Genomic DNA, 17,961 nt, shown 5'->3' with positions numbered 1-17,961 from the left:
CCGGCGTGGATATTCGTGTCGATTTGTGTCTTGTCGCGACGGGCCGCGCGGGGTTGAACGTTTCGCTTGGCCGTTGCGGCAAAAGCGAATCCCCCGCGCTGAGGACACTCCTGACTTCGTACCCGCGCCGCACGCTCGCCCGCTTTTTCAAAGTGGGCCATGTGGTGCGCGCTGAGCCACGGGATGCGCGATGAACCAACGCATGCGCGACAGCCGCCTTTGCTGTTCCCCCCCTTCGGAAAAGGGGCGCATGAGGGATTCGCTTTTACTCACCACAAGCGCGGCAATCCAGCCAACCGCGGTGACTCAGAACTCCAGATCCAGCGCAGCGCACAGATAATCGGTAAACGGCGCCAGCCCGGCCAGATCCTTCTCCAGCGTCTTGAGCAGCCGCGGCCCGGTCATGGTCTCGTCGTCGATCGATCGCAAGGCCACGAAGTTCTTGCGCCGCAGATCCTCGGCGAATTCGAAATCGGCCGGAAATCCGCGCGGCGCGCGGGTCAGCATCTCGCTGTCGTCGAGGTCGTAGCGCTTGCGGAACTTGGGATCGTGCGCGGCCGCCTTCCAGCTGCCCGGGTTGTCGAGCACGAAGTGGCGGATCTTGCGCAGCGAATCGGGCTCGGGATGCCACACGCCCGAGGCGATGAAGCACTCGCCGCCCTGCAGGTGGATATAGAACGACGGCGCTTCGACCTGACGCTTGCGCTCATGGAACAGGCGCGCGCCCTGCCAGCTCTTGTACGGCGCCTTGTCGTTGGCGAAACGGGTGTCGCGATGGATGCGGAACAGCGAGCCGCCGACGTTCTTGGGTTCGCTGCGGTAATGCGGGCTGATCTGCGCCAGCGCCGGCTGCAGATCGGTCAGCAGGCGCAGGAACGGGCCGCGCACATGGCTCTCGTAAGCGGCCTTGTGCTCGTGGAACCATTCGCGATTGTTGTTGCGCGCCAGCGAACGCAGGAACTTGAAGCTGGCATCGGAGAAATATCGGCTCATGCGGCAGTCTCGAAAGCGCGAAGCGAAAGGTGGGACGAACGATCCGGCGCGGCGTCCAGGCCATTGGCCTGGGTCGCGGCGGGTCCGGGCCGGATTGGTTCGATCCCGACAAAATAGCGATGGATGCGCGAAATCCAAGAGACGCCGAGCCGAAGCGCGGGTTTGCGCGCCCGCTCGCGGACGCCGCGGTTCACCCTGAAGCGTTCAGATCGCGCGCGATCGCGCCCGCCCAGTCCTCGAGCCGATCGAGCAGGGCCTGCTTGGCCCCATCCTCGCCGACCATCGCGCGGGCTTGCTGCAGCTCGATCGCGAAGCGCTCGAAGTTGAATTCCGACAGGCCCGAGTCGTCGACTAGGCGATGACGACGGTAGGCGTCCCAACGCTCGCGCTCGGCCACGCTGAGGGTCTGCGGCCAGTTGCGCGCGCGGTAGCGGAACAGCAGTTCGGGCAGGCGCGTATCGCGGAATTCGAACGCAGCCTGGGCCAGCGCTTCGGGCGCGGTGGTGCGCACGTTGCGGAACAAACGCTTGTCGCCGTCGCCGATGAAGGCGTCGTACAGCGAGGCGTCGACGTCCGAGGGATCGCGCGCGCGATCGTTCGCATACACCCGCCGGACCTTTTCCACCAGTTCCGGCCCGGCCTCGCGGATCTGCGCGGCATGCCGTTCGACCTGGGCCGGATCGATCTGCAGGCGTTCGAAATCGGCCGGCCGCAGATGATTCCACGCGATCAGGGCCGGACAGCGATTGAGATGCACTTCCTTGAGCGCGATGCGTTCCTCGCCCTGCGGCAGGTCGGCGGTCGGCGTGTACAGGCGGTCGGCGATTTCGTCGGGCGCCAGACGCAGCAGCGCGGCCGGGTCCTGGGCCAGATCGAACACCAGCACGCGGTTGTCGATGCGCGGATGCCGCGCCAGCGGGATCACCGGCGCGGCGCACATGCGCGCGGCGGGATAGCGCTGCGACACATGCAGGGCCGGGGTCATCGCGATCACGTCGAGCAGCGAGCCGGCGAAGCGCTTGTCGCGCAGACGCAAAGCGTATTCCCACAGCTTGGGTTGGGCGGCCTTGAACTTGCGCGCGATGCCGATCAGTGCGCGCACGTCCGACAGCGCCTCGTGGGCGTCGCCTTCGCGCACGCCGTTGGCTTCGGCCAGGTGTTCGAGCTTGAACGAGGTCGCGCCGTCCTCGCGCCTGGGCCAGACGATGCCGTCGGGCCGCAACGCATGCGCCAATCGCAGCACGTCGAGCAGGTCCCAGCGCGAATTGCCGCCGCGCCACTCGCGTTCGTAAGGGTCGTAGAAATTGCGGAACAGCCCGTAGCGCACGAACTCGTCGTCGAAGCGCAGCGAGTTGTAGCCTGCGCTGCAGGTTTCCGGCCGCGCCATTTCGTCGAAGATCAGCGCGAAGATCTCCGCCTCGCTGACGCCGTCGCGTAATGCGTCCTGCGGCGCGATCCCGGTGATGACGGTGGCGATCGGCGAGGGCAGCAGGTCGTCGGCGGGTTTGACGAACACGCTGATCGGCGTGTCGATCTGGTTGAGATCGGCGTCGGTGCGGATCGCCGCGAACTGGGCGATGCGAGTGGTGCGCGGATCGGAGCCGTAGGTCTCCAGATCGTAGAACAGGAAGCTGGCGGGCATGGTCAGTCGGCGCTCATTCGTCCGTGGGCAGGGGCGACAGGCGTTCGCGCACCAGCGCGTCGACGCGGTGCCAGTCGAGCGTGTCCAGGCGCTCGTGGCCGGCGGTCAGCTCGACCAGCAACTCGCGCTGGCGCTGGCCGCGTTCGTATGCGACCTCGTACGGCATGCGGTGGAAGGTCACCATCGCGTAGCGCGGCATGAAACGCTCGGGATGGCGCTGGGCGAGTTCGTGCTCCAGGGCGCGCTGCAGCAGGTAATCGTCGTTGTCGACGCGGTCGCGCATTTCCAGATAGTTTTCCAGCGCCATCGCCTGGATCGCGCGCGCGCTCGGCAGGCGCTGCTGCTGGAACGCGGCGAAGGCCGCGGCGCGGTCGTCGTCGGCGAGCAGACGCTCGGCCAGGGCGACGCAATCCTCGAACGCGCAGTTCATGCCCTGGCCGTGGAACGGCACCATCGCGTGCGCGGCGTCGCCCAGCAGCACCGCGCGATCGTCCAGGTGCCAGCGGTCCAGGTACAAGGTCGCCAGCAGGCCGGCCGGGTTGTGTTCGAAATCGTGCTCGAGGTTCGGGATCAGCGGCAGCGCGTCGGCGAAGTCGCGTTCGAACAATGCACGCGCGTCGGCGCCGTCGCGGATGGTCTGGAAACTCGGATCGCCTTCGTTGGGTAAAAACAAGGTGACGGTGAAGGTGCGTTCGTCATTCGGCAGCGCGATGCACATGTAGCGGCCGCGCGGCCAGATGTGCAGTGCGTTGGGTTCGATGCTGAAACCACCGTCGGGCGAGGGCGGGATTTCCAGTTCCTTGTAGGAATGGCCGAGGAACTCGGTGCGTTCGCCCAGGTCGGCGGCCTGCTTCATCGACGCGCGCAGCGCCGAGCCCGCGCCGTCGGCGCCGACCAGGCTGTCGAAGACGATTTCGTGCGAACCGCCGTCGCGATCGTCGACGAAGCGGGCGATGCGCCGGTCGAAATCGACCTCGCTCAGGCCGCGATGGAAATGCAGCCTGGCCCCGGCGTCTTCGGCGATCTGCAGCAGGATCAGGTTCAACTCGCCGCGATGCACCGACCAGATCACCTCGCTGTCGTCGCGGCCGTAGCGCTGCAGATCGGCGCGACCGTCGAGAAAATGCACCATGCGCCCGCGCATCATCACCGCCTGCGCCATCACCGCCTCGTCCGCGCCGGCCAGGCGCAGCGCATGCCGGCCGCGCTCGGCCAGGGCGAGATTGATCGAGCGCCCGCCCTGGTAGCCCTGCAGGCGCGGATCGCCGCGTTTCTCGTAGACATCCACCTGCCAGCCGCGCCGCGCGAGCAGGGTGGCGAGCAGGGCGCCGGCGAGGCCTGCGCCGATGAGGGTGATGTGCTTGGGGTGGGTGGGTGTGTTCAAGGAGCGTGAGCCTTCAGGGCGAGTACTGCTAAGGATGCTTCAGGCTAAAAAGAATGCTTCCGGCCGGGAGCGTAACTTCCAGGCCGTCATTCCCGCGAACGCGGGAATCCAGCGACTTTTGTCACGTCGCCAGTAAGCCGGGCCACAGATCGAGCCAATACGGATTCTTCGCCTCGATCAGATCGATTTTCCATTCTCGTCGCCATTTCTTTATCTGCTTCTCGCGGGTGATGGCGCTTTCGAATGAATCGTGCAATTCGAACCACACCAGTTGATGCACGTCGTAGCGTTGCGTGAATCCCTGGGTGACGTGCTCCCGATGCTGCCATGCGCGTCGCACTAAGTCACCCGTGACGCCGATATACAAAGTGCCGTTGCGGCCGCTGGCCATCAGGTAGACGGCAGGTTGTTTGTTCATGCCTCGCCCTTGAGGGCTTAAAGTCACTGGATTCCCGCGTTCGCGGGAATGACGGGCTTGGGGTTGCGCGGTTATGGCCGGAGCTTAAGCACCCCGCCAACCCTCAACCGCCGCCACAAACCTCGAAACATCCCCATGCGTGTTATAGAGCGGCGCCGGCGAAATGCGGATCACGTCCGGTTCGCGCCAGTCGCCCAGCACGCCGTTCTGCGCCAGATAGTCGAACAAATCGCGGCCCGCCGCGCGACCGCTCAGGCCACGACCGCCGATCACCCGCAACGACAGCTGGCAGCCGCGCTGGGCCGGATCGGCCGGGGTCACGATGTCGAGGGTGTCGGCCAGGCGCGCGCGGATCAACGTTTCCAGATAACCGGTCAGGCGCAGGGATTTTTCGCGCAGGGCGCGCATGCCGACGCGGTCGAACAGGTCCAGCGAAGCGCGCAGCGGCGCCAGGCCCAGGATCGGCGGATTGCTCAGTTGCCAGCCTTCCGCGCCGGGAGTGGGTACGAACTGCGGGCCCATGCGGAAACGGGTCGTGGCTTCATGCCCCCACCAGCCGGCGAAACGCGGCACGTCGCTGCGCGCGTGACGATCGTGGACGAAGCAGCCGGCGACCGCGCCGGGGCCGGAGTTCAGATATTTGTAATGGCACCACACCGCGAAATCGACGCCGCTGTCGTGCAGGCCCAGTTCCAGATTGCCCACGCCGTGCGCCAGATCGAACCCGCACACCGCGCCCTGCGCGTGCGCCAGCCGCACGATCGCGTCGAGGTCGAACGCCTGGCCGCTGCGGTACTGCACGCCCGGCCACAGCACCAGCGCCAGGCGCGGGCCGTGTTCGGCGATCGCGCGCTCGATGCTCGCCATCGAGATCAACCCGCCGGGTTCATCGGGCTGGATTTCGATCAGATCGGTATCGGGATCGAAACCGTGGAAGGCGATCTGAGAGGCCACCGCGTAACGGTCGGACGGAAACGAGCCGGCCTCGATCAGGATCGCCGGGCGTTCGCGGGTGGGGCGGTAGAAGCTGACCATCATCAGGTGCAGATTCGCGGTCAGCGAGTTCATCGCGATCACTTCGCTCGGCAAGGCGCCGACCAGTCGCGCCAGCGGCTCGCGCACCAGTTCGTGGTACGGCATCCACTGCGCCTGGCCGGTGAAGTGGCCTTCGACCGCTTCCATCGCCCACTTGTCCAGCACTTCCTCGACATGCGCGCGCGCGCCGCGCGGTTGCAGGCCGAGCGAGTTGCCGACGAAGTAGGCCTGCTCCTCATCTGCGTGGCGCGGGATCAGGAACTCGCCACGCAAGGTCTGCAAGGGATCGGCCGCGTCGAGAGCGGCGGCATGGGCGGGGGAGTGCGGTTGGGTCATGAGTGAGTGGCTTCGCTGCGTGGGCGGGCGTGGCGCGATGGGCGCGGGGACTTTCTAGCGAGGTCAAAGCGAGTGAGCGGAATCAAAGCAAAGGTCCGAACGGCGCCGCATGGCGTTCGTAGCGGCGCCGCAGCGCGGCGATCCAGGCCGAGTCGACGCCGAGCCGGTCGGCTTCGACTATCAGTCCGGCGTCGTCGGACAAGTAGCCGGCCAATTCGTCGTGCTCGCTGACGCGCAACACCAGCGCGAACGCGTCCTGGCGCACTTGCCTGGACTGGGCGTCGATCGCTGCGATGGATTCGGCCGAAAGGCCGCGCTTGCACGCTTGGACCAAGGCATCGGCGGCGGTCCAATCCGAATCGAAAGGCGGCTCGTCGCGCGAATCGAGATACTGGGCGATGACGGCTTCGTCGACGTCCTGGTCGCGCTGGCGCAGGTGCCAGGCCGTGGACTCGATCGCGGCGAGCAGGGTATCGATATCGATCATGGGCGGCGACGTGGCCCGATGCGCCTACTCGAACCGCGCTTTCGACAGGCCGAGCCATTCCAGCGCGGTGCCGTGATACAGCCGCGCCTGATCGGCCTCGTCCAACTGCAACGAAGCGATGCCGGCGCCGGGCGATTGCTCGCCGAGCGGGAAGGGATAGTCGGTGCCGAGCATGACCCGCGACACGCCGCAGGTGTCGAGCAGGTATTGCAGCGCGCGCGGGTCGGCGACCCACGAATCGAAATACAGCTGCGACAGATAATCGCGCGGATTGCGCGGGTTGTCGGTGGCGACCAGATCCGGACGCATGTTGAAGCCGTGCTCGATGCGGCCGATGGTGTAGGGGAAGCTGCCGCCGCCGTGGGCCAGGCAGATCTTCAACTTCGGCAAGCGTTCGAGCACGCCGCCGAACACCAGGCAGCAGGCCGCGCGCGATTGCTCGGCGGGCATGCCGACCAGCCACGGCAGCCAGTACTTGGGCATGCTCGGCGTCCCCATCATGTCCCAGGGATGGACCAGGATCGCCGCGCCCAGGTCGGCCGCGGCCTCGAAGAATTCGAACAACTCCGGCGCGTCGAGGTTCCAGTCGTTGACGTGGCTGCCGATCTGGCAGCCCTGCAGGCCGAGCTGGTCCATGCAGCGTTCGAGTTCCTGCACCGCCAGGCGCGGCGATTGCAGCGGCACCGTGCCGATGCCGGCGTAATGGCGCGGATGCTCGCGGCAGGTCGCGGCCATGTGGTCGTTGAGCGATTGATGCAGGTCCAGCGCCTGATTGGCCTTGGCCCAGTAACTGAACATCACCGGCACGGTGCTGATCACCTGCACCTGCACGCCGAAACGCGCGTAGTCGTCGACGCGTTCCTGCGGGTCCCAGGTCTTGGACCAGATTTCGCGGAAGAACTTGCCGTCTTTATAAATGCGATGACGACCGTCGTCGGTGTGATGGATCACTGGAAAGCGGTCGTCGCCGTACTTGCGCGCCAGATCGGGCCAGTCGCGCGGCAGGTAATGGGCGTGGGTGTCGATCTTGAGCATCGCGGTCTCAGGTGTCGGGCATCACGTAGCGGCCCGGCGCCGGGTTCAGATGGCCGCAGTTCGTGCAGGTCCGATGCTCGCGCGAGGAATAGAAGCGTTCGAACACCGGCGGGAAGTCGGTCTCGATGTTGTGCAGGTGGAAATACTCTTCGTAGATCTTGTGGTTGCACTGTTCGCAGAACCACATCAGGCCGTCGTCTTCGTGCGCCAGGCGCTTGCGCTCGATCACCAGCCCGGCCGAGTCGGGCATGCGTTGCGGCGAATGCGGCACGCGCGGCGGCAGCAGGAATATCTCGCCGGCGCGGATCGGAATGTCGCGCGCCGCGCCGTCTTCCTGGATGCGCAGCACCATCTCGCCTTCGAGCTGGTAGAACCACTCCGGGCCTTCGTCCCAGTGGTAATCGGTGCGCTGGTTCGGCCCGCCGACCACCATGACGATGAAGTCGCCGACATAGATCACCTTGTTGCCGACCGGCGGCTTGAGTAGGTGGCGGTGTTCGTCGATCCACGCGGCGAGGTTGAGCGGTCCGGGAAGCATGCGGTTACTCCGTTGCCGCGCCAGGCAGGCGCGCGATGCATTTGAGTTCGATCGCGATCGGGGTCGGCAGGGCGGTGATGCCCAGGGTGGTCCGGCACGGGGCGCGCTCGATGTCGGGGAAATACTCCGCCCACACCGCGTTGTAGGCCGTGAAGTCGCGGGCCATGTCGGTCAGGTACACGGTCACGTCGACCAGATCGTCCCAGCCCGCGCCGCTGGCTTCGAGCACCGCGCGCACGTTGGCGAACACCGCGCGGCATTGCAGCTCGATGTCGTAGGCGATCAACCGGCCCTGGGCATCGTGGACATTGCCGACGATGGCGTTGCTGGCCGCGTCGCGCGGGCCGATCCCGGACAGGAACAGCAGTTCGCCGACCCGGCGCGCATGCGGATACGAGCCGACCGGCTTGGGCGCGCCGTCGGCGCGGATGCCGCCGTTGCCGTGCGAGTCGCTCATCGCGGCGATCCGCCGTGGGTGGAATGGACCGTGGCGATCGCGCGGGTGTAAGCCGATTGCAGGGATTCGAACGAATCCACGTCCATGCCGGTGTTGTGGACGCGGCCGTTGCGCAGGCTGTAGACCCAGCCATGCACGCTGAGCGGCTGGCCGCGGCTCCAGGCGTCGCGCACGATCGTGGTCATGCACACGTTCTGCACCTGCTCGATCGCGTTGAGCTCGCACAGGCGGTCGTGGCGCTCGCTTTCGTGGACATGGGCGATGCAGTCGGCGTGCTTGTCGGCGACATCGCCGACATGGCGGATCCAGTTGTCGGCCAAGCCCACGCGCAGCCCGTGCAGCGCCGCATGCACGCCGCCGCAGCCGTAATGGCCGACCACGATGATGTGCTTGACCTTGAGCACGTCGACCGCGAACTGGATCACCGACAGGCAGTTGAGGTCGGTGTGCACCACGACGTTGGCGATGTTGCGATGGACGAACACCTCGCCCGGGGCCATGTCGATGATCTGGTTGGCCGGCACGCGCGAATCCGAACAGCCGATCCACAGGTATTCGGGCGCCTGCTGTTGCGAGAGGCGATCGAAGAAACCCGGATCTTCGGCGTTGACCCGTTCGGACCACTCCCTGTTGCGTTCGAGCAACTCGTCCAGGGTGATGGAGGAGCCGGGGTTGGCCGCGCCGGTCACATCGGAACCCTCGGAATTTGAATCTTTGGCACTCATGCAGCACTCATCCCAGATGAAGACCGACGTTCTTGGCGTCGGTGAAAAAACGCATCGCCTCGGCGCCGCCTTCGCGGCCGAGGCCGGACGCGCCGGTGCCGCCGAACGGCGTGCGCAGGTCGCGTTGCAGCCAGGTGTTGATCCAGACCATGCCGACGTTGAGCCGCGCGGCCAGGCGATGGGCGCGGTTGAGATCGCGGGTCCACAGCGAGGCGCACAGGCCGTAGTCGCTGGCGTTGGCCAGGGCCAGCGCGTGTTCGTCGTCGTCGAAGGCCTGCAGGGTCGCCACCGGGCCGAAGATTTCCTCGCGATTGCTCGCGCAATCCGGGCCCAGGCCCTCGATCAGGGTCGGTGCGACGTACCAACCGGGGCGGTCCAGCGCCGAGCCGCCGCACAGGATCCGGCCGCCTTCATCGCGGGCGCGATCGAGCGCGGCCACGACCTTGTCGTAATGTGCCTGCGAAACCAGCGGACCGAGCGTGGTGGCCGCATCCGACGGATCGCCGATCTTGAGCGCGTTGACGCGTTCGACCAAGGCGTCGCGGACCTCGTCGTAAATCGAATGCTCGATCAGGATGCGCGAGCCGCACAGGCAGATCTGCCCCGAGTTCTGGAACGCCGAGCGCACCAGGGTGTCGAGATTCGCGCGCCAGTCGCTGTCGGCGAAGATCAGGCTCGCGTTCTTGCCGCCCAGTTCCAGCGAAACCTTGCGCAGCAGCGGCGCGGCGATCGCGGCGATGCGGCGGCCGACCGCGGTGCTGCCGGTGAACGAAATGGCGCGCACGGCCCCATGGCCGATCAGCGGCTCGCCGACCTCCGGCCCCAGCCCGTGCACGATATTGAGCACACCGCGCGGGAAGCCGATTTGCGCGGCCAGTTCGCCGAGCATCGTGGCAGTGGCCGGGGTGATTTCCGACGGCTTGGCGACCACGGTGTTGCCGGCCGCGAGCGCGGGCGCGATCTTCCAGGTGAACAGGTACAGCGGCAGGTTCCATGGCGAGATCGCCGCGACCACGCCCAACGGCGCGCGCAGGGTGTAGTTGAGCCCGGCCTGACCGTGGTGGGATTCGCTGGCGAACTGGGTCGCGGCCTGGGCGAAGAACCGCAGGTTGGACACGGCGCGCGGAATCTCGGCGTTGCGGGCCAGCGCGATCGGCTTGCCGCCGTCGCGCGATTCGGCCTGGGCGAAGGCTTCCCGATTCGCTTCCAGCGCATTGGCCAGCGTGTCCAGCCAATGCGCGCGTTCGCTGTTGGGCAGGCCCGACCAGGCCGGGAATGCGGCCTGTGCGGCGGCGACGGCGGCCTCGACATCGGCCGCGTCGCCGCGGGCGACCTGGGCATACGCCTGCGCATTGGCCGGATCGTGGACGTCGAGCCAACGGCCGCCGGCCGCATCGCGCGCCTGACCGTCGATCCAGTGCCGGAATTTCTGCATGCGCCAAGCTTAACGCGTGGGCGCGGGGACGCCCATAGCCCGGGCTGGCGGCCGCGCCGGGCGTGAGCGTCGGCGGGGTTGCGTTTGATGAACGACTGCTCGGTTGGCAGTTGCGACGACGGTTGTGGTTCGTGGCGACGTGGCAGGCAGGGCCATCACGAATCCCATGGGCATTACGAATGCAGGAGGTCTTTTGTGGGCGGGGCTTAAGCCCCGACGCTGTGCGCTCAGTCGCCGTGATTCGAAAGAAAAGCGTCGGGGCTCAAGTCCCTCCCACAAAAGGGCTCGTGGCGTCGGCCTTGCTGCCACGGCGGTCCTGCGCCGGCGCCAAGACCTCATCCCTCCACGAAAGATTTCGGGCTTCAGCCTTTTCACAAAAGACTTCGAAGCCTTCGAACAACACGACCCCAAGTTTGCCGATCATGGCCTGTGCAATGCGATCTAGGTCGAAAGTCATGCTTGGAATGCATGAGTCGCGAAACAACGGGTAATTCATGCGCAGATGGATCAAACGCGCACGGCATGGTCATGGTCATGCGCGCCTCTCGGCACTTGACGCGCAAGTACGACGCTGCGCACATTCCGGCGGGGTCACTTTCATCCATGCCTGGCGATCGCCGAAGCGCGCTTGCGGGGCTCACTACGGCGGAACCATCACGTGGATAGACGCAATTTCCTCAGCATGTCCGGGCTCGGCATCGCCGGGCTCATGATTCCCTTCGGCAACGTGATCGCCGCGGAGGCCTTGCTGGTGCCGTTGGACGTGGCCAGGAAGAAAACCCTGGCCGACATCGCGCTCAACGCGGCCAAGGCCGCCGGCGCGAGCTACTGCGACGCGCGCATCGGCCGCTATCTGCGCCAGTTCGTGATCACCCGCGAGGACAAGGTCCAGAACGTGGTGAACACCGAATCCACCGGCATCGGCATCCGCGTGCTGGTCGACGGCGCCTGGGGCTTCGCCGCCACCAACCAGCTCAACAACGACGCGGTCGCCAAGGCCGCGCAGCAGGCCGCCGCGATCGCGCGCGCCAACGCCAAGAGCCAGACGTCCAAGGTCGAACTGGCCAAGACGCCGGGCGTGGGCGAGGTCGCCTGGAAAACCCCGATCCGCAAGAACGCGATGGAAGTGGCGATCAAGGAAAAGGCCGACCTGCTGCTCGGGGTCAACGCCGCGGCGATCAACGCCGGCGCCAACTTCGTCAACTCGATGCTGTTCCTGGTCAACGAGCAGAAGTACTTCGCCTCGACCGACGGCTCCTACATCGACCAGGACGTGCACCGCATCTGGGCGCCGATGACGATCACCGCGATCGACAAGGCCAGCGGCAAGTTCCGCACCCGCGACGGGCTGTCCGCGCCGATGGGCATGGGCTTCGAATACCTCGACGGCGCCGCGTCGGGCAAGGTCGCGCTGCCCAACGGCGCGGTCGCCTACAACAAGTCCTACGACATGCTCGCCGACGCGGTCGCCGCGGCCAAGCAGGCGCAGCAGAAACTCACCGCGCCGTCGGTCAAGCCGGGCAAGTACGATCTGGTGCTCGATCCCTCGCACACCTGGCTGACCATTCACGAGTCGATCGGCCATCCGCTCGAACTCGACCGCGTGCTCGGCTACGAGGCCAATTACGCCGGCACCAGCTTCGCCACCCTCGACAAGCAAAAGTCCGGCTTCAAGTACGGCAGCGATCAGGTCACGGTGTTCGCCGACAAGACCCAGGAAGGCAGCCTCGGCGCGGTCGGCTTCGACGACGAAGGCGTCAAGACCAAGCGCTGGAACCTGATCAAGGACGGCATCCTGGTCGACTACCAGACCATCCGCGATCAGGCCCACATCCTGGGCAAGACCGAGTCCGACGGCTGCTGTTATGCCGACTCGTGGTCGTCGGTGCAGTTCCAGCGCATGGCCAACGTCTCGCTGGCGCCGGGCAAGAGCAAGCTCAGCGTCGCCGACATGGTCAAGGACGTGGAAAACGGCATCTACATCGTCGGCGCCGGTTCGTTCTCGATCGACCAGCAGCGCTACAACGCCCAGTTCGGCGGCCAGCTGTTCTACGAAATCAAGAACGGCAAGATCACCGGCATGCTCGAGGACGTGGCCTATCAGATCCGCACCCCGGAGTTCTGGAATTCCTGCGTCGCGGTCTGCGACGACAGCGATTACCGCCTGGGCGGCTCGTTCTTCGACGGCAAGGGCCAGCCCGGCCAGGTCTCGGCGGTTTCGCACGGTTCGAGCACGGCGCGTTTCAACGGCGTCAACGTCATCAACACCGCCCGCAAGCTCGGCTGACCGGCGCAGGAGAATCAGACAATGAGTATTTTTACCGAAGCGCAGTCCAAGGCCATCCTCGACAAGGTCATCGCGCTGTCCAAGGCCGATGAATGCACCGCAACCCTGACCGGTTCGATCGACGGCAACATCCGGTTCGCCCTCAACAACGTGTCGACCAGCGGCATCGTCAGCAACGCCGACCTGGCCGTGCAGGTGGCCTTCGGCAACCGCACCGGCACCGCGACCATCAACGAGTTCGACGACGCCGCGCTCGAACGCGTGGTCCGCCGCGCCGAGGACCTGGCGCGACTGGCGCCGGAAAATCCCGAGTTCATGCCGGCGATCGAGAAGCAGACCTACAAGCCCAGCTCGACCTTCAGCGCCGCCACCGCGGCGATCACGCCCGAGTTCCGCGCCCAGGTCGCGACCGATTCGATCGCGCCGTGCCGCGACGGCAAGCTCACCGCCGCGGGTTTCCTCGAGGACGGCCAGAGCTTCGTCGCCTTCGCCAACAGCAAGGGCAACTTCGGCTACCAGCAGGCGACCAACTTCAACTACACCTGCACCGTGCGCACCGAGGACGGCCGCGGTTCGGGCTGGGTCGGGCGCAACCTGCAGGACTCGGGCCAGTTCAAGACCGATGCCGACGTGCGCATCGCCATGCGCAAGGCCACCGAATCGGCCGAGGCCAAGGCGCTGGAACCGGGCAAGTACACGGTGATCCTGGAACCGGCCGCGGCCGCCGGCCTGATCTCGTTCATGATGAATTTCTTCGACGCGCGCCAGGCCGACGAAGGCCGCAGCTTCCTGTCCAAGAAGGGCGGCGGCAACAAGCTCGGCGAACTGGTCTACGACCCGCGCGTCAACATCAGCGCCGACCCCTGGGACCCGCGCGCCTCGGTGTTGCCGTGGGACCGCGAGGGCCTGCCGCGCGAGAAGATGGCGATCATCGACAACGGCAAGGTCGCCGCGCTGGATTACTCGCGCTTCTGGGCGAAGAAGCAGGGCAAGAAGGCGATCGGCTCGCCGGGCAACCTGCTGATGGCCGGCGGCGACAAGTCCACCGCCGAGCTGATCAAGGGCACCCAGAAGGGCATCCTGGTCACCCGCACCTGGTACATCCGCATGGTCGATCCGCAGACCGTGCTGCTGACCGGCCTGACCCGCGACGGCACCTTCTACATCGAGAACGGCGTGATCAAGCACCCGGTGAAGAATTTCCGCTTCAACGAATCGCCGGTGATCATGCTCAACAACATCGAGGAACTCGGCCGTCCGGTGCGCGTGGCCGGCGACGAGTCGGGCTTCGTGATGATGATCCCGCCGATGAAGCTGCGCGATTTCACCTTCACCTCGCTGTCGGACGCGGTCTGACCGGCGCCAGGCGGGTGGCGCGGCCGCGTTGCGGTGCGCCACTCGCCATCGCCGCGTGAGTCGCGAGTCCTTTCGTTCGATGCATCCGATCCACTGAGTGCGAGCCGCCTGTGCAACGACGCGATTTCCTGAGTTTCACCGGTCTGGGCCTGGCCGGCCTGGCGCTTCCCTACGGCCGCGCGATCGCGGCCGATGCGCTGCTGGAACCGGCCGACCAGGCCAAGCGCCGGCATCTGGCCGACACCGCGTTGAGCGCGGCGCGCGAAGGCGGCGCGAGTTATTGCGACGTGCGCATCGGGCGTTATCTGCGCCAGTCGGTGATCACCCGCGAGGCGCAGGTGCGCAATATCGTCAACGGCGAATCCGCCGGCGTCGGCATCCGCGTGCTGTGCGAGGGCGCCTGGGGTTTCGCCGCCACGGCGTCGTCGAGCGCCGACGCGGTGGCCGCCGCGACCCGCCAGGCCGTGGCGATCGCGCGCGCCAATGCACGGGCGCAGACCCGCAAGGTCGAGCTCGCGCCGGTGACCGGGGTGGGCGAAGTCGCCTGGAAAACGCCGATCCGCAAGAACGCGATGGCGGTACCGATCAAGGACAAGGTCGATCTGCTGCTGTCGGTCAACGCGGCCGCGCTCAAGGCCGGCGCCGACTACGTCAATTCGACCTTGTTCGTGATCAACGAACAAAAATACTTCGCGTCCACCGACGGCAGCTACATCGATCAGGACGTGCATCGCATCTGGCTGCCGTTGACCGCGACCGCGGTCGATAAGGCCACCGGCAAGTTCCGCACCCGCGACGGCTTGTCGGCGCCGATGGGCATGGGCTACGAATACCTCGACGCCGATCCCGCGGGCCGGGTGTCGTTGCCCGGCGGTTTGATCGGCTACGGACGCTCCTACGACGTGATGGCCGACGCGGTCGCCGCGGCCGGCCACGCGCGCGCCAAGCTCAAGGCGCCGTCGGTGAAACCGGGCAAGTACGATCTGGTGCTGGACCCGTCCAATCTGTTCCTGACCATCCACGAGAACGTCGGCCATCCGCTCGAACTCGATCGCGTGCTCGGCTACGAGGCCAATTACGCCGGCACCAGTTTCGCCACCTTGGACAAGCGCGATCAGGGTTATCGCTACGGCAGCGAAGTGGTCAACTTCGTCGCCGACAAGACCCGTCCGGGCAGCCTGGGCGCGGTCGGTTACGACGACGAAGGCGTCAAGACCCGCGAATGGGACCTGATCCGCGACGGCATCCTGGTCGACTATCAGGCCACGCGCGACGAGGCGCACATCCTCGGCCACAAGCAATCGCATGGGTGCAGCTACGCCGATTCGTGGTCGAGCGTGCAGTTCCAGCGCATGGCCAATGTCTCGCTGAAACCGGGCAAGACGCCGCTGAGCGTGGCGCAGATGATCAAGGGCGTGGAGCGCGGCCTGTACGTGCATGGCCGCGGCTCGTATTCGATCGATCAGCAGCGCTACAACGCCCAGTTCGGCGGCCAGTTGTTCTTCGAGATCAAGAACGGCGAAGTGACCGGCATGATCGAGGATGCGGCGTATCAGATCCGCACGCCGGAATTCTGGAACGCCTGCGTGGCGGTGTGCGACGAGCGCGATTTCCGCCTCGGCGGCTCGTTCTTCGACGGCAAGGGCCAGCCCAGCCAGGTCTCGGCGGTGTCGCACGGGTCGAGCACGACGCGTTTCAACGGCATCAACGTCATCAACACCGCGCGTGCGCTGTAGGCGATGAATCCGATGGGCGAGGGTGCCTCATTGCCGATCGTCTTGCGTGAGGGCGCATCGCGGTGAACCGCGCGCAGTTCCTGCGGCTGATGCTGGGCGGCGCGGCCGGCGCCTGGCTCGCGCGCTCGCCGCTGGCGCAGGCCGCGGCCGATTACGATTTCTGGTTCACCCGGCTCAAGTACGATTCCGGCGACTGGGATGTCGACCAGCGCATGCCGGCCAATCTGATCACCTCGCTGATCGACTACACCAATCTGCGCGTGGATCCGAAGGAGCACGTGCTGGCGCTGGCCGATCCGAAGATGCTGGCCGCGCCGTTCTGCTATCTGGCCGGGCACAAGCTGGTCGAGTTCAACCCCGATGAGCGGCGCAACTTCGAACGCTACGTGCGCAACGGCGGCTTCGTGTTCGTCGACGACTGCAACCACGACATCGACGGCCTGTTCGCCAAATCGTTCGAAGCGCAGATGGGCAAGATCTTCGGCGCCAAGGCGCTCAAGCGATTGTCGAAGAACCACCCGATCTACCGCAGCTTCTTCGTCTTCGACGGTCCGCCCGCGACCGGTTTCGAATTGAACGGCTGGGGCGACGATCTGGTTCACGACTATCTGCAGGGCATCGAGATCGACGGTCGTCTGGGTGTGCTGTACAGCAACAAGGATTATGGCTGCGAGTGGGATTACGACTGGCGCAACAAGCGTTTTCTGGCCGAGGACAATACCAAGTTCGGGGTCAATATCGTGATGTATGCGTTGGGGGCTTGAAGGCCGGGAATCGGGAATTGGGAGTCGGGAATCGCAAAGGCGGCTTGCGAAGCGCTGTGTTGTGACGCGGGATCTGCGGGCTGAGTGTGGTGAGGCGGGAATGGATGCCGGCGAAGTCTGATGTACGGCGTGGTGGTTGCTTTTGCCCCCTTTGAAAAAGGGGGCGGCGACCGCGCAGCGGACGCGGGGGATTTGCTTTTGCTCTTGCTGTTTGTCGAAGGCAAAAGCAAATCCCCCCTAACTCCTCTTTTTCAAAGGGGGACTTTGACGTGGTGACTGATGTGGCGTTGGCCCCCGGGACGATGAAATGACTACGAACGCGGCAAACAACAACAGCGAAGCCGAACTCAAGGCGCAACTCGATCGTCTAGGCGCGCTGCGCCAGGCGATCGCGCAGGCGATCGTCGGCCAGGACGACGTGGTCGAGCAGCTGCTGATCGGCCTGCTCGCCGGCGGCCACTGCCTGCTCGAAGGCGTCCCCGGGCTCGGCAAGACCCTGCTGGTGCGCTCGCTCGGGCAGGCGCTGGAATTGCAGTTCCGACGCGTGCAGTTCACCCCCGACCTGATGCCCAGCGACATCCTCGGCACCGAACTGCTCGAAGAAGACCACGGCACCGGCCATCGTCATTTCCGCTTCCAGCCCGGGCCGATCTTCACCAATCTGCTGCTCGCCGACGAACTCAACCGCACCCCGCCCAAGACCCAGGCGGCGCTGCTCGAAGCGATGCAGGAGCGCACGGTCAGCTACGCCGGCGTGACCCACACTTTGCCGTCGCCGTTCTTCGTGCTCGCCACCCAGAACCCGCTCGAACAGGCCGGCACCTATCCTTTGCCCGAAGCGCAGCTCGACCGTTTCCTGCTGCATATCCGCGTGGGCTATCCGAGCGAGCGCGAAGAACACGACATCCTGCAGCAGACCACCGGCGCGCACAGCGCGCAGGTGCCGCGGGTGATGGGCGGCGAGGACGTGCTGGCCTTGCAGGCGCGGGTGCGCGAAGTGCATCTGGCCGACGATCTGCTGTTGTGGATCACCCGGCTGGTGCGCGCGAGCCGTCCCGACGAAGGCGGGCTGGCGGAAGTGCGGCAGTGGGTGAAGTGGGGCGCCGGTCCGCGCGCCGGCCAGTCGCTGGTGCTCGCGGCCAAGGCGCGTGCGTTGTTGCACGGCCGTTTCGCCGCGACCCGCGAGGACATCGCCGCGCTGGCCGCGCCGGTGATGCGCCATCGCCTGTTGCTGTCGTTCGCGGCCGAAGCCGAGAACAAGAGCGCCGACGACGTGATCGCCGCGCTGTTGCGCGGCGTGCCGCTGCCCGGCGCCTGAGCGCGGCGCGGATCG

17 protein-coding genes are annotated in these 17,961 nt (G+C 66.1%); 5 read left to right on the top strand and 12 right to left on the bottom strand.

The annotated features are described in order from the left end of the window. Positions 1–306 precede the first annotated feature (306 nt). The 12 genes from IEQ11_RS12840 to IEQ11_RS12785 all read right to left on the bottom strand — a co-directional run bounded on the left by IEQ11_RS12840 (position 307) and on the right by IEQ11_RS12785 (position 10,981). Positions 307–993: a DUF2461 domain-containing protein gene (locus IEQ11_RS12840; protein ID WP_036104095.1), complete on the bottom strand. Its 687-nt coding sequence runs from the start codon at positions 991–993 to the stop codon at positions 307–309. 190 nt (positions 994–1,183) lie between these two features. Further along, on the bottom strand, positions 1,184–2,635 hold the full coding sequence (sbcB, locus tag IEQ11_RS12835) for an exodeoxyribonuclease I (RefSeq protein WP_191820680.1): 1,452 nt from the start codon (positions 2,633–2,635) through the stop codon (positions 1,184–1,186). 13 nt (positions 2,636–2,648) lie between these two features. Then, entirely contained in the window at positions 2,649–4,019 is a 1,371-nt protein-coding gene (locus IEQ11_RS12830; RefSeq protein ID WP_191820679.1) for an FAD-dependent oxidoreductase, read from the bottom strand. A 121-nt stretch (positions 4,020–4,140) separates the two neighbouring features. Then, positions 4,141–4,437 carry a GIY-YIG nuclease family protein gene (locus IEQ11_RS12825; RefSeq protein ID WP_036104083.1) on the bottom strand — a complete coding sequence of 99 codons (297 nt, stop codon included), beginning with the start codon at positions 4,435–4,437 and terminating at the stop codon, positions 4,141–4,143. Positions 4,438–4,521: 84 nt separating this feature from the next. Beyond that, positions 4,522–5,808 (bottom strand): kynureninase, encoded by a 1,287-nt coding sequence (gene kynU, locus IEQ11_RS12820; RefSeq protein ID WP_191820678.1) that lies wholly within the window; start codon positions 5,806–5,808, stop codon positions 4,522–4,524. 82 nt (positions 5,809–5,890) lie between these two features. Continuing rightward, entirely contained in the window at positions 5,891–6,295 is a 405-nt protein-coding gene (locus IEQ11_RS12815) for a hypothetical protein (RefSeq protein ID WP_191820677.1), read from the bottom strand. A 24-nt stretch (positions 6,296–6,319) separates the two neighbouring features. Beyond that, complete coding sequence (locus tag IEQ11_RS12810) at positions 6,320–7,330, bottom strand: amidohydrolase family protein (protein WP_036104075.1); 1,011 nt, start codon at positions 7,328–7,330, stop codon at positions 6,320–6,322. A 7-nt stretch (positions 7,331–7,337) separates the two neighbouring features. Then, entirely contained in the window at positions 7,338–7,868 is a 531-nt protein-coding gene (locus tag IEQ11_RS12805; protein ID WP_191820676.1) for a 3-hydroxyanthranilate 3,4-dioxygenase, read from the bottom strand. A gap of 4 nt (positions 7,869–7,872) precedes the next feature. After that, positions 7,873–8,325: a RidA family protein gene (locus IEQ11_RS12800; protein WP_191820675.1), complete on the bottom strand. Its 453-nt coding sequence runs from the start codon at positions 8,323–8,325 to the stop codon at positions 7,873–7,875. After that, complete coding sequence (gene can / locus IEQ11_RS12795) at positions 8,322–9,050, bottom strand: carbonate dehydratase (RefSeq protein ID WP_082723377.1); 729 nt, start codon at positions 9,048–9,050, stop codon at positions 8,322–8,324. The genes IEQ11_RS12800 and can overlap by 4 nt, the downstream gene beginning before the upstream one ends. 7 nt (positions 9,051–9,057) lie before the next feature. After that, the gene (locus IEQ11_RS12790; RefSeq protein WP_191820674.1) at positions 9,058–10,485 is read right to left on the bottom strand and encodes an aldehyde dehydrogenase; all 1,428 of its coding nucleotides are present in this window, start codon (positions 10,483–10,485) and stop codon (positions 9,058–9,060) included. Between the two features lie 262 nt (positions 10,486–10,747). Continuing rightward, positions 10,748–10,981, bottom strand: coding sequence for a hypothetical protein (locus IEQ11_RS12785; RefSeq protein WP_191820673.1), 234 nt, complete (start codon positions 10,979–10,981; stop codon positions 10,748–10,750). Positions 10,982–11,143: 162 nt separating this feature from the next. Between IEQ11_RS12785 and IEQ11_RS12780 the strand changes: the two genes are divergently transcribed. The 5 genes from IEQ11_RS12780 to IEQ11_RS12760 all read left to right on the top strand — a co-directional run bounded on the left by IEQ11_RS12780 (position 11,144) and on the right by IEQ11_RS12760 (position 17,946). After that, a complete protein-coding gene (locus IEQ11_RS12780; protein ID WP_191820672.1) occupies positions 11,144–12,772 on the top strand; it encodes a TldD/PmbA family protein in 1,629 nt (542 codons plus the stop codon). A 21-nt stretch (positions 12,773–12,793) separates the two neighbouring features. Further along, positions 12,794–14,128, top strand: a complete 1,335-nt coding sequence (locus IEQ11_RS12775) for a TldD/PmbA family protein (RefSeq protein WP_036104057.1) — start codon at positions 12,794–12,796, stop codon at positions 14,126–14,128. A 110-nt stretch (positions 14,129–14,238) separates the two neighbouring features. Then, entirely contained in the window at positions 14,239–15,864 is a 1,626-nt protein-coding gene (locus tag IEQ11_RS12770; RefSeq protein WP_191820671.1) for a TldD/PmbA family protein, read from the top strand. A gap of 89 nt (positions 15,865–15,953) precedes the next feature. Then, positions 15,954–16,628, top strand: coding sequence for a DUF4159 domain-containing protein (locus IEQ11_RS12765; RefSeq protein ID WP_191820719.1), 675 nt, complete (start codon positions 15,954–15,956; stop codon positions 16,626–16,628). A 307-nt stretch (positions 16,629–16,935) separates the two neighbouring features. Continuing rightward, positions 16,936–17,946 carry an AAA family ATPase gene (locus IEQ11_RS12760; RefSeq protein WP_191820670.1) on the top strand — a complete coding sequence of 337 codons (1,011 nt, stop codon included), beginning with the start codon at positions 16,936–16,938 and terminating at the stop codon, positions 17,944–17,946. Positions 17,947–17,961 lie beyond the last annotated feature (15 nt).

Origin of the sequence: Lysobacter capsici (assembly GCF_014779555.2) — a bacterium.
In the GTDB taxonomy this organism is placed as follows: domain Bacteria; phylum Pseudomonadota; class Gammaproteobacteria; order Xanthomonadales; family Xanthomonadaceae; genus Lysobacter; species Lysobacter capsici.
The sequence above is the reverse complement of the archived record's forward strand: the minus strand, read 5'-3'. Positions and strand labels throughout refer to the sequence as shown.